Origin of the sequence: Ferrimicrobium sp., from assembly GCF_027364955.1 — a bacterium.
GTDB lineage: Bacteria > Actinomycetota > Acidimicrobiia > Acidimicrobiales > Acidimicrobiaceae > Ferrimicrobium.
This window is the reverse complement of the sequence record NZ_DAHXOI010000037.1, coordinates 1-13,651: the sequence shown is the minus strand read 5'-3', so window position 1 is coordinate 13,651 and position 13,651 is coordinate 1. Positions and strand designations below refer to the sequence as shown.

Annotated in this window: 12 protein-coding genes; 7 read left to right on the top strand and 5 right to left on the bottom strand. The window is 55.2% G+C overall.

All coding sequences use genetic code 11. From position 1 onward, the window contains the following. The 3 genes from M7Q83_RS14375 to M7Q83_RS13045 all read right to left on the bottom strand — a co-directional run. The coding region (locus tag M7Q83_RS14375) for a DUF5131 family protein (protein ID WP_366526421.1) at positions 1–144 on the bottom strand (144 nt) is incomplete at its 3' end. A 35-nt stretch (positions 145–179) separates the two neighbouring features. Next, positions 180–1,031 (bottom strand): hypothetical protein, encoded by an 852-nt coding sequence (locus M7Q83_RS13050; RefSeq protein WP_298339681.1) that lies wholly within the window; start codon positions 1,029–1,031, stop codon positions 180–182. 40 nt (positions 1,032–1,071) lie between these two features. Next, positions 1,072–2,469 carry a hypothetical protein gene (locus tag M7Q83_RS13045; protein WP_298339678.1) on the bottom strand — a complete coding sequence of 466 codons (1,398 nt, stop codon included), beginning with the start codon at positions 2,467–2,469 and terminating at the stop codon, positions 1,072–1,074. A gap of 1,475 nt (positions 2,470–3,944) precedes the next feature. Between M7Q83_RS13045 and M7Q83_RS13040 the strand changes: the two genes are divergently transcribed. Genes M7Q83_RS13040 through M7Q83_RS13030 form a run of 3 tightly spaced genes read left to right on the top strand, consistent with a single transcriptional unit; the run spans position 3,945 to position 6,854 of the window. Continuing rightward, positions 3,945–5,030 carry a DUF262 domain-containing protein gene (locus M7Q83_RS13040; RefSeq protein WP_298339675.1) on the top strand — a complete coding sequence of 362 codons (1,086 nt, stop codon included), beginning with the start codon at positions 3,945–3,947 and terminating at the stop codon, positions 5,028–5,030. Then, complete coding sequence (locus M7Q83_RS13035; RefSeq protein ID WP_298339684.1) at positions 5,017–5,775, top strand: MAE_28990/MAE_18760 family HEPN-like nuclease; 759 nt, start codon at positions 5,017–5,019, stop codon at positions 5,773–5,775. Before M7Q83_RS13040 ends, M7Q83_RS13035 begins: the two co-directional genes overlap by 14 nt. Further along, the gene (locus M7Q83_RS13030; RefSeq protein WP_298339672.1) at positions 5,772–6,854 is read left to right on the top strand and encodes a DNA cytosine methyltransferase; all 1,083 of its coding nucleotides are present in this window, start codon (positions 5,772–5,774) and stop codon (positions 6,852–6,854) included. The genes M7Q83_RS13035 and M7Q83_RS13030 overlap by 4 nt, the downstream gene beginning before the upstream one ends. A gap of 446 nt (positions 6,855–7,300) precedes the next feature. On the opposite strand, the gene M7Q83_RS13025 is transcribed toward M7Q83_RS13030, so the two are convergent. After that, the gene (locus M7Q83_RS13025; protein ID WP_298339669.1) at positions 7,301–7,837 is read right to left on the bottom strand and encodes a hypothetical protein; all 537 of its coding nucleotides are present in this window, start codon (positions 7,835–7,837) and stop codon (positions 7,301–7,303) included. 649 nt (positions 7,838–8,486) lie between these two features. On the opposite strand from M7Q83_RS13025, the gene M7Q83_RS13020 reads away from it, so the two are divergent. After that, positions 8,487–9,074, top strand: a complete 588-nt coding sequence (locus M7Q83_RS13020; RefSeq protein ID WP_298339666.1) for an NAD-dependent epimerase/dehydratase family protein — start codon at positions 8,487–8,489, stop codon at positions 9,072–9,074. 369 nt (positions 9,075–9,443) lie between these two features. Here the strand turns inward: M7Q83_RS13020 and M7Q83_RS13015 are convergent, their stop codons facing one another. Then, the gene (locus M7Q83_RS13015; RefSeq protein ID WP_298339663.1) at positions 9,444–9,626 is read right to left on the bottom strand and encodes a hypothetical protein; all 183 of its coding nucleotides are present in this window, start codon (positions 9,624–9,626) and stop codon (positions 9,444–9,446) included. Between the two features lie 100 nt (positions 9,627–9,726). Here M7Q83_RS13015 and M7Q83_RS13010 point away from each other — a divergent pair, with 100 nt between their 5' ends. The 3 genes from M7Q83_RS13010 to M7Q83_RS13000 form a co-directional block, all read left to right on the top strand. Then, positions 9,727–9,996, top strand: coding sequence for a hypothetical protein (locus M7Q83_RS13010; RefSeq protein WP_298339661.1), 270 nt, complete (start codon positions 9,727–9,729; stop codon positions 9,994–9,996). Between the two features lie 393 nt (positions 9,997–10,389). Next, positions 10,390–10,830: an ASCH domain-containing protein gene (locus M7Q83_RS13005; RefSeq protein ID WP_298339659.1), complete on the top strand. Its 441-nt coding sequence runs from the start codon at positions 10,390–10,392 to the stop codon at positions 10,828–10,830. Between the two features lie 442 nt (positions 10,831–11,272). Then, positions 11,273–13,651, top strand: a 2,379-nt coding sequence (locus M7Q83_RS13000) for an AAA family ATPase (RefSeq protein ID WP_298339656.1), incomplete at its 3' end; no start/stop codon positions are given.

The following is a 13,651-nucleotide window of genomic DNA, read 5'->3' as shown; positions in this document are numbered from 1 at the left end:
AGGGGGGCAACAAGCGCTGACCATGTCCTCAAGAGAAGTGGTAGCTCCCTTCGCCCTTGCATGTGCTGAAAGCCCGGATATCCGGTCACAGCCCGTTGTCGGATTCCATGTGACCTCTGTCCACTCGATTTGGCTAGCTGACATTAGTCCTCCACCTCCTTGACCAGGCTAACGGATTTTTAGCTAAAGCTCGCACAGGACGCTGCCCCCTGGTCGTACAGCGTAGAAGTAGACGCTCCTGGCATCGCAAAGATGGTGGAGGGTCCCGCAGTGATCGGACTCAGGCCGCTCGGTGTTACCACACGCCCGTTATGAATTATGGCTTCGGGGGAGGGAACACAGAAGGCAGTCATGGCAGTCCCGTGCACCGTGAGCGTGCCTACGGGCGCAGCCCTCACCTCGAGAGTTGAGGGGGTAATGATGGTGTACCCCTTGTTCGGCATGGACTTTATCAACGTCGGCATTGGATTCGGCGGGATGGTGCCCAACTGAGATGCCCTCACGGAGACACTGGTTGTGCTGCTTGTTGCTACTCCCTGAATTGTCGTACTCGTTGGGATGCTTGCGGGCTTTGTGTTGAATACGAAGGACCACATGGTGGGTACATCTGTCTTCTCCCCCAAGATAGTACCTCTGGTATTGGTCTGTTGGCCAGCATTTCCGAGGTAGAAGCGGCCGGATGAGCTAGATGGCAGAGCAGGGCCAGAACCACCTGGTGCTAGGACGTTGATCCAGTCTTTCAAATTCACCAACCCTGCCGCGTAAGCAGGGTCACTCTTGGCCAGCGCTAACTCCGGCGCGGGCAAGTACCCAAGGTGGTAGGGCAACACGAACGCTGTTCTGGCCGCGTTGAAGCCGACTGGCGCATTCGCAGGCGGGGTCCCAACGCTCGTCGGAGAGCTTGGCACCTGCTTCCCTGAGGCCGGTGCCTTCGGTGTAGTTTTGCTGGTATGAACAGTTGTGCCGCAGGCGGCCAAAGTGGCTCCTGCAAGACTCGCTGCTCCCATCATCTGTAATAGTTTGCGGTTCATGATTCCTCCTTTGATCAGGTCTAACTCGAATGTATGCACGTTATTTAGGTACGGCGATCGGTGCACGACCAGGACAGTACGCGATACCGTTCGTCTCCGGACAGCTAACGCCCGTGTAGGCGGCTATCGTCCACGGTGGCCCGTTAAAGGTCGGTCCGTTGACCGTCTCGGTCACGGTCTGGGGCACGCTTGAGGTGACCACGCCATTGACGCTTGTCGTCTGGGTGTAGTGCACAGTCACTGACCACTTCGGGATGAGCACCATCCTTGCCATATTCTGGGCGATCTGCCACGACTGCGTGTTGTTGTTTGGCACATAGGACGGATTGAAGGTACAGATGTGCTGGGATTCAAAGAAGAACGTGTAGTTCCACATGCTCCCTGAGTAGTTAGGGAATTGCGGACTCGACGGATTGACGAGCGGGGTCTCACCTCCGTAGCAGAAGTTCCCGTACCACTCCTGGTGCCAGTAGGTGCCAAGCGTGGTGTCCTGGATCGCGGGCTGAACACCGATTAGCGTTGAGTTGGTCACGGTGAGCCCCTGGGCTGAGACTGTGGTGACAGTGGGCACCCAGACTGGCACGAGAGTTGTGACCTGGCTATACGTCGTATGTGGCTGCCAGTAGCCACTAGCAACCCATCTCTGACCAGTAGCCCAGTGGCTCGTGTTGACGTAATACGAGTACGGCTGCCAATATCCGCTTGTTACCTCGTGGCTGGTGTTTATCCAGCGCTGACCCGTGGCGTCATACCCACTCGTCACCCATCTCTGACCCGTCGCCCAGTATCCGCTTGAGATCCACTTGCGCCCGTTTGTGTAATAACCCGGTGACCAGCCAGCGTTGTACCAACAACTATAAAATCTAGCCTTCCAGTGGTAGCTCGTATAATCCCACCTGCAACCCCAGCTAGGTGAATACGCCTCTTGCACCACGCCATTAAAACCCACCCTCTTGCCCTCCTGTGCATAGATCACATGCCCAGGGTGCCAATACTGCCATGGTACCCAGTGGCTGGTATTGACCCAGTGCCGATAGGATGCCCAATGGCTGGTGTTGACCCAGTATTGATAGCTCTGGTAGTACCCACTTGTTACCCAGTGTGATGTGCTAATCCAATGGTGACCAGTCGCCTCGTATCCACTCGTCACCCAATATTGGTAGGAGACGTTATGGCTGGTATTGACCCATGTCTGGGTCGTTTGCGCAACTGTTCGCGTCACGGACTTTCGAACCAGGCTGTAAGTCGTGCTCGACTGCGATTGTGAGGTTGCTGTCGTCGGAGTTGTCGCTGGTGTCACGACAAACTCGTCAGGCTGATTCAGGAGAAACCACGAGCCCGGCCACGACGAGAAGTACTGGATACCGGGAGCGTTGACCGTAATCGAGGGAGATGCGAACGCGGACGGGGATGCGGCGATGAACGAACCAACCGCCATTACAGAGACACCTAGCCCTGCGAGGATCGTCCGCAGCCACCCCCTGGCTCGCCCTCTACTTGGTTGCTCTGACATGGAACCTCCCGTCGATAGTCTACTACATTATATATATGCAGCAATAATGATCTAGCGACAGGAAAATACACGAATTACTAGCGGAATGTTGTGCGAAACCTCTTCATCAGGAGAACCCGTTGCACGAAGTTATCCCTTGGTCCCAGATTCCGCCTGAGTTAGTTGGGCCAAACACAGTAGAAGGACCAGCCGTGATCGGTGGCAGACCGGGAAGCGTGACCACACGCCCACTTTCTACAAATGCCAAGGGCGATGGAACACAGAAGGTGCCCAATCCACTTAGGCTGCCCCTAATCGGAGCCGCAACTATCTCAAGTCTGCTTGGCCCTACGTATTCTGCGATGACGTCGCTTAGGACGTCATATCCAGGTATAACATGATAACTCCGTGCGTACACCACCACACGGGTGGTTAGTACGTGATCCCGAACAGACGCGCCAAACGGATCAGCAAGGACATCTTCAACCCCAAGCTTCACCATCAAGGCGCCACCCTGTGCTGACCTCTCGCTCACACCGGAATCGTACAACCAGTACCACCTTGTTGGTCCGCCTTGCATCACTCCAGGGAGTGAGTAATGGTACCAATCCCCCAAATTCGCCAGCCCTGCCGCGTAAGCAGGGTCACTCTTGGCCAGGGCCAATTCTGGTGCTGGCAGATACCCGAGTTTGTGGGGCAACACGAACGCTGTTCTGGCCGTGTTGAACCCAACAGGCGCATCCGCTGGAGGTTGTGGAGCTGGCTTGCTGGCCGCGCCAACATCTTGTAGAAGTCGCTGTTTAAGAGCAGGATCGTGGTTGAAAACGTAGAATCCCCCGACTCCACCTGCTAGAACGAGAATCCCAACGCCCGCCTGTATTCCCTGTCCGATCTTTCCCATGCTCACCTCCCATCTGTAGCTACCTTATATGTATAGGCCAGTTTGTGCTTTGTAGACTATCGACCTTGGCAAGTTTTCGCTGAAGTTTGCGAGGCGTAGCCGATTCGGATGGTGTTTTGTGGCGAGTTGGCAAAGATTTCTGCCAGGGGGAGTCGTTGGACGACACCTGGATGGACAGGTCGTTGAATGTGTAGAAGAATAGTCGATGTTTGGGGAATGTGGTTGGCGGTTGCGTTAGTCGTCGGTATATATTGTATGGAACGGAGTACAAAGTTGATCGGCTATCGTTTAGGATGATGGGGCTGTCTACGGGCGGGCGACAGGAAAGCCTTGCGGGTGGCGATTCAACCGGGGTACTGGAGGGGCATGATCTTGCTGAAGCTTTGGATGTGCTGTCGTGTCGATCCCCAAAGGCAATCCCAGTTATTGGCTATTCGCCAGCATGTGGGTTTGGCTCTAGTGTTGAAGTGTTGTTATCCCCGTTTCGGGATCCGAGATTGTAAGCATGTATGGAGGTACGATGGCTGCTCCTTCCAAGGATCGTCCAACTATTGAACAGGTCAAAGCTGCTGAGGAGCAGATTGTTCAGCAGTCAAAGCGAATCGATTTCTTTCTTACGGAATACTCCGTCGAGTTGCTTGCTCAGAAGATCCATGATGAGGAGTATGTAGTTCCTGTCTACCAGCGAGAGTATACATGGGAACACAGGCGCAAGTCCCGCTTCATTGAATCACTGCTTATGGGCCTCCCGATTCCCTTCATATTCTTCTGGGAGATGCCGGACGGCCGACTTGAAATCGTTGATGGGTCTCAGCGACTCCGTACGATTGAGGAGTTTATCCATGGTGACTTAGAGCTCGGCGAGCTTGACCCCCTGACCCATCTGTCAGGGTTCCGTTTCAGTGACCTCCCAGCATCAAGGCAGCGCAAGATAAAGAATCGTTCCGTTCGGGGCATTGTTCTGAACGAGCACGCAGATGAGGCGGCTCGATTCGACATGTTCGAGCGAATTAATACTGGCAGCAAGATCGCCAACCATGCCGAGATCCGCCGAGGAGCCCTTGCCGGTCCATTCCTTGACGTGGTATCGGAACTCGCCAATAGTCCTCTTCTGATCCAGCTCGCACCTATGCAACTGAAGGCGAAAAAGGAACGCGGTTATGAAGAACTTGTTACCAGACTCTTTGCATACGGCGACGGATTGGAAACCTACAGAGATCGACCTTCCGATTTCCTGTTCTCGTATTCGAAGAAGATGAATGAGGCTTTCGCTGCAGATCCGACCCTGGCGGACAAATATCGTCAGCGTTTTTTCGCCGTCCTCGAGTTTATATCGCAGAACTTTCCTTTCGGATTCCGGAAAACGGAGAAAAGTACGGCTACACCACGGAGTCGCTTCGAAGCAATAGCGATTGGTGTTGACGGTGCATTGGCAGAGCAGCCCAAACTCGCTGACTGTTCGGCCAGCGAGGTTGGGGTGACTTCTTGGATTAATGAGCCAGAGTTTTTGGACATTACTAGTTCTGACGGTGCGAACGCAGTGGCTCGGCTGCACGGGCGCATAGATTATGTCAAGAATAAGCTGGTTGAGCGTGTTGGCGATTGACCTTCCTAAATTTTTTGCAGAAAGGAATCAAGAGATCGAGGATTATCTCAAGTTTCTAACGAACGTCGAGGAGGCAGCTAGGCTCGGTCCCCCGAAGTTTCAAGGAACTGGCGCGGCAATCACGCCTGTGCAAAAGAAGATTCTGAGCTCGGGCCTTTATGTGCAGCTCTACAATTTGATAGAAGCAACGGTATTGCAGTGCCTTGCAAGTATCGCCTCTGAGCTCGAAGAGGCAGAGTGTATTCCAAGCCAATTTAGCGCCAAGCTTAGGGCTGAATGGGTACGTTCCATGGCACGTACTCATGAAGGCAGCCTAAGCTCTGACCACCGTCTTCAAGCGGCACTCGAATTGTGTGAGCAGCTGCTACAGAAGTTGCCGGTCACGAGGTTCGAGATCAATGTTGGCGGAGGTGGAAATTGGGATGACCATTCAATCGAAGATATTTGTAAGCGTGTCGGGTGTGATCTGGCCCTTTCGCCTGACGTCCGCATGGCAGTCAAGCGCCACATGCGTGACGACATGGGCGCGTTGAAGCTCGTCAAAGACCGCCGCAATCAGCTTGCTCATGGCAAGGTGTCCTTCGTCGAGTGCAGCGACGATGTGACGGTGGGGGAACTTAAGGAACTAGCGGAGTCGGTTAGCGATTACCTTGGAGAGCTGGTCGAATCCTTTGTCCGGTTTATTGAAGTCGAGATCGCAGAGAATGCCACTCGGTCCGAACAGGAAGGAGTGACTGCGTTATGACGGCCTGCGAACGCACTCCTGTCATCCGTGCTCTAGACCTTTTCTGTGGTGTTGGTGGGCTTACGCACGGGCTTGCCCTATCTGGTATTGAGGTTACCGCGGGGATTGACATTGACCCTGCGTGTAGATATCCCTATGAAGCAAACAACAAGGCGAAGTTCATTGAAGAGGATGTTAACGAACTCTCTGCATCAGGCGTCGCGGCGATGATCGGTGGTGCTGACTTCAGTATGATCGCTGGATGCGCCCCTTGCCAACCATTCTCGACCTATAGTCGCACAGGGAGAAGTAATAAGCGAGGTGGCGATTGGCAGCTTGTCAAGAAGTTTGGGAGGCTGGTACGGGAGGCGCAGCCAGACCTTGTCACGATGGAGAATGTACCGCAGCTGCTTGAACACCCGGTGTTTGACGAATTCTTGGGGTGCCTAGACGGATACTCAGTGGAGTGGTCTGTTGTCCAGGCCGTCCGGATTGGCATCCCTCAGACACGCAAACGGCTGGTTCTCATCGCCTCTAGACTCGGTGCTGCAGGTCTAACTCTTCCCCAGGACGCGCAAGAACTAAAAACCGTACGCGAGGCAATCGGTGGTCTGCGACCCATCAAGGCCGGTGAGTCAGATCCAAGAGATCGGCTGCACACGTCATCCCGCTTGAGCAAGACGAATCTCGATCGGATACGGCACTCGCAGCCGGGTGGTACGTGGCGTGACTGGCCTGATGAATTGCAGGTGACATGCCATAAAAGGAGCACGGGTAGCACATATCCCAGCGTGTACGGTCGAATGTCGTGGGACGATGCCAGTCCTACCATTACTACTCAGTGCTTTGGCTATGGGAATGGGCGGTTCGGCCACCCCGAGCAAGATCGGGCTATCTCGTTGCGTGAAGCTGCGATCTTGCAGACCTTTCCGCTGGACTACGCATTTGTTCGTCCGGACGAGCCAGTGCGGTTCAGTGTGCTGGGACGCATGATCGGCAACGCAGTGCCGGTGCGCCTAGGAGAGATCGTCGGACAGACGGTGCTCGCGCACGCATCTCAGTATTTGCGTTCCACAGACCTCGGCGGGACTACCGACTGAGAGCTTGGGGTGACCGCAGCGATCCACGTGGTCCGATGGGATGGACCATAGCATTGGGACTTATCGGGTTCAGTTGGCTGGTCCGAACTGCGGAATGCCCCGGAGTGCCGGGTCGAATGTTTGCTCGTTACCTCGGATCCAATCCATCTGGTAAGCAAGAAAATGGAATGGTTTTGTATGGTCGGGTGGATCAGTCCGACGAAGTCGCGCGAGTGATGACTAACCTGGCTTTTCTTCATTTTCGTCGGAGGCTTCTGAATTCACAGTTGTGCCCCCTTGATGTAGCGACCCAGTACATCGCGTGAATTAGTGTAAGCAGGTGTGCAATTGGAAGCCGTGGTTGCAGCACCTATAAGGCGTTGTGCACGCCGCCTGCCAGGTTGAACCACTAGTTAACTACACCCAATCATCAACGGCACCGAAAGGATCTCAGCAGTTAGCCACGGCTAGGCACCGTGAATGATGGCGATAACATTTGCCGCGACGGTACTCACATTCACGATGGCAGGCCAGAGCGTTTGGATGCGCCTAAACGCGGCTTTGATGATAGCCCGGTTAGGAGTAGGCGCCCTCAACTGATCCTGGGCAGATTGCAAGTCTGTCTCTATATTGCGACGGTCATCGTTGCTCAGCGAGGGTTCCTTCGCAACTTCTTCGAGTAGGACAGGGATAACTGCCTCGACGCGTCTAGTTAAGTCTAGGTCGCTGAGCCGAGGTGCGTCGATGCGATCAAGCTGCTCCACCTGAGCAATACCTGCTGAAGTGATGGATACACTCCCATCAAGGCCGGCAATCGTTTCGAACTTGCATAGCTTTTCTTGGACCAAGTGTTGGCCAACACTGAAAACATCACCACCCGCGATGCCTGCACTGGTGCCGATTGCTCGATGCGTGGTCCACTGGTCCATGCGTCCATCAACGAGTTCATAGAGAGCCCGTAGGTAGTCATCGCGCTCTTGTTTGCGTTTCTCAACATCTACCATCGTGCCTCCTGTGAGGACGTTCGCACTCGGTTCACCTTAAAGGCGAGCCAATAAGCTGTATTCTAGCCTCGGGTTCCTATGTCGCTTCGACTCGAGAGGAGCCTTCGACGTAAAGGATCTTCTACTTGGATGACCGAGTGATAATCATCCTCTGGGTTGTCATATCAAGGGCAAGAACTCGTCGGGGCAGAAGTATCCATGGGAGCTGTGCGCTCGGGTTTGGTTGTAGTCGTCGAGGTTTGCTACCTGCGATGAGTGTAGGCATCGTCGCCGCCCGTCATCGCACCACCAGGACGGAGACCAGCTGCTTCTCTGCGGTTGGGAATCGCGCTCGTACACTGGCTGTCTTGTCTACATTACAGCCATAGTGACGCCTTGGTTCCGACAAAGTTATTGCGTTCCGGAGAAGGTATGTCCGCACTACCGACCCAGTGAGGCAACGATCCTGCGTTAGGCGTTCCTTTCGGGACTGGGAGAGGCAGTGTGAAGGGAAGATCGGAAACTCTTACCGATAGAGGGTCCGAGAGGACTGGTAATCTACCGTCTTGGGTACTGTCCCCGGTCTACACCCTGGTTGCGAGGGGAATGAAGACGCGACGGGACAAACGTCTGTACACTCTCGGCGCTGCATCTCGGATATTCTGACGATATGAGAATCTTCGTCGCAGGCGGGAGCGGTGTCATAGGGCGACACCTCGTACCGTTACTGGTTGCAGAGAACCACGTTGTGGCCGCGATGACCCGCAGCGAAGGGAGAGTCGATGAGCTGCACGCTATGGGCGCAGTACCAGTGCTTTGTGACGTCTATGACCGTGATGCATTAGTGCAGGCCGTACTCGACTTTGCGCCAGATCTCATCATCGATCAACTCACCGACCTCCCTGACCATCTCGGGGATGTGCGCGCTCAGTCTGCCAGGAACAATCGAATTCGACGCACCGGAACGGCAAATCTTGTGGAAGCCGCACAAGCTTGCAGCGCAAGGATTATGGCCCAAAGTATTGGATGGGCGTTACCCGAGGATGGAGCCGCAGCAGTGGAGTTCCTTGAACAGACTGTCCTCAGCACGGGAGGAACGATTCTGCGATACGGACAGTTCTATGGACCTGGAACTTACTTCGAAGCAGAACCACCCCCTCCACCGAGAGTACAGATCGACGAAGCCGCTCGCCGCACCCTCGACGCACTCTTTGCCCCCTCTGGCATAGTCACCGTCATCGATATGCACACAACTTGAAGGATGTCGGCACAGTCGTCTTGTGATGAAGACATCTGTCGGTTGCTAGAGATACCTAGCCAGTAGCAAGTGCAGTGTGGAGCATGCCCCATCCCTACATCCTCGGGTAAGACCAACCGTCACCGACTCAACCGCGGCGGCAACCATCAGGCGAATTCCGCACCCCCACATCGTAGTACATTCGGGCATCCGAATGGATGAACGAACCGGAGGCCTACGTGACCCGTCGTTTGGCGGAGGGCCTCTCAAAACGAGAAGTAATGAGGTGCTCAGAAGCGCTATGTTGTGCGTGAGGTGTATCACGTTTTGGTCAATCAGAGGGTGGCTGCCTAGCGTTCACTCTGAAGGCCCAGCTGGTACTCAAACGACTTACTCTCTCGACTTGACAAACATGAGAGCGTCAAGACCCGCCTCATCGAGTTCTCTCGCTTTGCGGCGTCGAACCGGAGAGAGCGGGGTCTCAAGAAGCCAGAGACCTTTGACTTCCTGGGCTTTACCCACATCTGTGCCAAAGACCAGAGACGGGCGCTTCTGGCTCCGGCGCGTCACCATCGCAAAGCTACTGCTGGCGAAGTTGAAGCAGGTAAAGACCGAGCTTTGACGACGCAGACATCGGTCCATCCCCGAGCAGGGGCAATGGCTGGCAAGCGTATTGAGGGGACACCTCAACTATTACGCAGTGCCAGGCAACATCGACGCGGTATCGGCCTTTCATGACCAGGTGAAACGACTCTGGCGAGAGACGCTTCGGCGTCGAAGCCAGATACCCTTGGAGCGTTTCAGCCGGATCTCCGATCGATGGTTGCCCCCTGCCCGCATTGTGCATCCCCATCCGAGCGTGCGCTTTGCCGCCAGGACCCAAGGCGCAGAGCCCATTGCGGTAGTCGCCCACGATGGGATCTGTCCGGGGGGCCGCCTGTAAGGGCGGTCCCTACCGGGATTGCCCTACCCAGTGGGACCAAGCCCCTGAGCTGGGAGTTATGGGGTAGGAATCGAAAGAAGGGTTAGCGACCCCCGTGGCTTCCCGTGGGTTCGTTGTGACCTCAGACAACGCGTGAGCTCTCGCCTGAGCTCGCCTGAGTTCCTGTACCTAGAAATTGGTGCTGATGCGATGCACCCGGAAATCCGTAATGAGGTCGAGCGGAATAGCCCGGAGACTCGTCTCCGTACACTTTAGGATTTGTAGCGGTAGGACGATTTCTGGCAGGGTGATTACGACGCAGAGCTCCGACCCTTCGACGGCGCGCACCCTATCCGTCGCGGCTTGCCGCGTGCTGAACCCAGATGAGGGCTCCGGCCGGACGCTCTGGTAGAGTTGAACCATGTTTTACCCACAACGAGCTTCGGCTACGACGGCGACGAAGGTCTTGGCGATCGGCTGCTCGCAGCGGTCCTCCGTGGCGAGAAGACCGCGACATCCTCACTGGTCGTCGAGTACCTTTCCGGCGAACCGCTGCCACGGGTCGGCCAGCGCTCGGAGCTGGTTGACCATGCCGGCCGCAGGCACGGCATGATCGAGACGACACGAGTCCGGATTATCCCACTCGACGAAGTCGGTGACGACGTTGCGAGAGACGAGAGCAAGAGTCTGACCAATGCGGCCGAGTGGCGTCGGGCTCATGAAGCGTTCTGGCGCGAGACCATCGAAATGATCCGCGCTGACGCTGGTGACCCAACCTGGGAGCTACGAGACAGTGAGCCGGTCGTGGTCGAGTGGTTCCGCCTCCTCAATGACCAAGGGCCCTCGACAGACTGACTATACCCAACACCGCATACCCCTTTGACCTGCTTCATTTCGGCTCGTCGAACCCCAAAACCTAGCGCGGCACCAGTTCGAAGCACCTACCTACCACTAGCGACCACTCAGTTGGCTTTGTCGCAGATTCGCAATCATTCACGTCCCAAGAACGACTAGCGCAGAGGGCCTCTGAACAGTCCTGGTCGACATGCCGATCTACAAGCGATAGTTCCTGACGTCTCAACCTCTGAATCGTCAGCTAGGTCAACGCTCTCGACCTGGCAACCCTCTGCCGTTCGAGTGCTGCGTTGGCGAGAATGAGCCGAACTATCTCGGTGAGCTTTACCCACTACCCAAACTATCCAGACCGACGGTTGTGAGGGCCAATGGGAGGAGGGTGTAAAGTCGGGTCATAGAGAGCTATCGTTGGAATCAGGTAAAGAAGTCGAGGTGATGTCTTGTGCGGCTGAAGTATTTGGAAGTCAACAATGTTCTTTCGTATGGCATTGGAGAGCACATCGATTTCGATCAACGGTTGACGGTGCTCGTCGGCCCCAACGGCGGCGGCAAGAGCAATGTACTCCGTATTCTGATGCTTGTTCGCGACGTCATTCGGCGCGAAGCCTCGCCTTCTGGCACCCCTGAATCCCAGTCACTCAGCACTAGGATCGAAGCGATCTGCCCTCCTCATCTGGGAATGGCCTCGTTATCAGAAATTCGGCTTGGTGTCACGCTCACCACAGATGACTTCCCAGCGCAACAATCTTGGGACTCTTACCTTATTTATCTCTTCCTCCGAGGAATCCAGGCTTCAGGCCACGCAGAGTTACCCCGTAGCAACGAATTCCGTGCGGGTGAGAGGAGCGATTCAGGGGCTCTGGACGAGATGTACTCCGCCCTCAAAGAAGGTGTCCTAGTTCTCAGGCATTCACGTACTCTCGATGCCAGGTGGAAGCTTGCCTATGAGTTCGAGCACGATGGTAAGACATTTTGGTGGGCGGTCTCCGACCTATCGAGCAGACGCTATGGTGGCCATTTGTTCATAGCAGGCTCAACAAGCTCAGAGGTGCCCGAGGAGTACAAGGACAGAATCGATGTCGCACCGGGAGAGGATCATTTTGAGAATGTTGGCTATGGATCAATGTTTCCGAGCGGTGAACGCCCGATAGATTTGCGGATCAAGTCTCAGCTCGCCAGCTTTGATAGCGGAACGATCTGGGACGAGCTTAGGCGTGCAGATCTGGTAGGTGGTTTTGTCCGGGGCGCTAGCTTTATCTGGGGTTTTGAGCGCGTTCTGGCGAAAGTGCTCGCGGATAGGATCGTTAGCGATCTTGATGACGTCGAGTTAGGGTCACCAATCACGACCACTATGGACATCCTTGCACAACCCAGTGCTCCGGCTCCGAACATAGGTAGCCCAAGCATCCCTCGCTACCTGTCGTCACTATTCAGATGGAGTGTGGGCGATCACGCTGCCAGGCAACGCTATTCCGAGGCATGTAAAATCTTTTCCGATCTTCGAGGTGATGGCTCCCACCCCGAGCTCAAGGTAAGTGCCAACCGGAACGCTCATGTCAACGATGTCGATTACGTTGTCAATGATCTCACACCCGAGAATGGCCATCCTCTCAAGGAGCATCACGTGGTGCAAGATTACGCGGTGACTATTGAGCCCATGATACGACGCGCCGACGGAACGGAACTGCCTCTGTCTGCGATCGGTTCGGGCGGTGTTGAATTGCTACGCTTGGCTACCCTGCTTGTGGAAGATCCGACATCAGTTGTATTGCTCGACGAGCCCGCAGCGCATCTTCACCCTCGCGCGCAGGAGAGGCTGCTACAGTTCCTACGCAAAGGGACCGCTCAATGCATTGTCGTTAGTCACTCTCCCGGCCTGCTACCCACATGGAAAAAGGGGATGGGAGCCACCATAAGGATATCCCTCGACGAGAACGGGTGTAGTAGGCGTCGAGTTGTCAGTGAAAAGACGCTTATGGAAGATGAGAAGGGTAAGGCTGACGAGCTTCAAAGACTAGTTTTAGCGCAGCCTGAGGTCAAAGCCATTCCTTTTGCCGACTGGGTGATCCTTGTCTCCGGGCAGACCGAATTGATCGTCTACCCTGTGTGGTTCGCGGCAGTCACCGAGGACAAGGAGTTCAGCGGGGACCCACATTTTGTAAATTTCCAGGGAGACAACCAGTTCGCACGCTATCTGCGCGTGGTGAATGCCTTTGGGGTTCGTTGGGCCGCTGTGGTCGATGGAAAGTCATTTACACCGGTTACTCCCACTAACTCGGACCCTAACGGCACGGCGAACAGGAGGAGGGTTCCGATGATTGCAAAGCAGATCCTCGAGGTGGTTGGTGAGGGGACGGAGGCACAGCTATTACTTAATGCCATAAGGATTATCGAAGTTCCGGTGGATGACGCACCTGCCGAATGGTTCAAGCGATGGCGATGCGAGCTTGAGAGGTGTGGCGTGTTCACTCTCGCGAACTGCTGGCATAATAGAAAGAAAAGCGACGGGAAGTGTGAGCAATGTGGGGAATCAGTCAAACGTAAGACTGATCAGTGCGAAGCTGTGGCAATGCATGATGATGTGGCGCATATCGAGTCGTTTGAGGATGCTGTTCGGGCTTATACGGACCTCTCTATGGGGGCTGGCGAGCACAAGTCGCAGGAAGCGTTTCAACTCCTCGAAGACTGTCGCGAGCCACCGGCTGAGTTTCGCGAAATGCTAGAGAAGATAAGCCGGTTCGGTAGTGTTAGCGGACATCCAAAACTGCATGCTGGCGGCCAAAGAATTGCACGCTGGCGGACATCAAAACTGCATGGCATT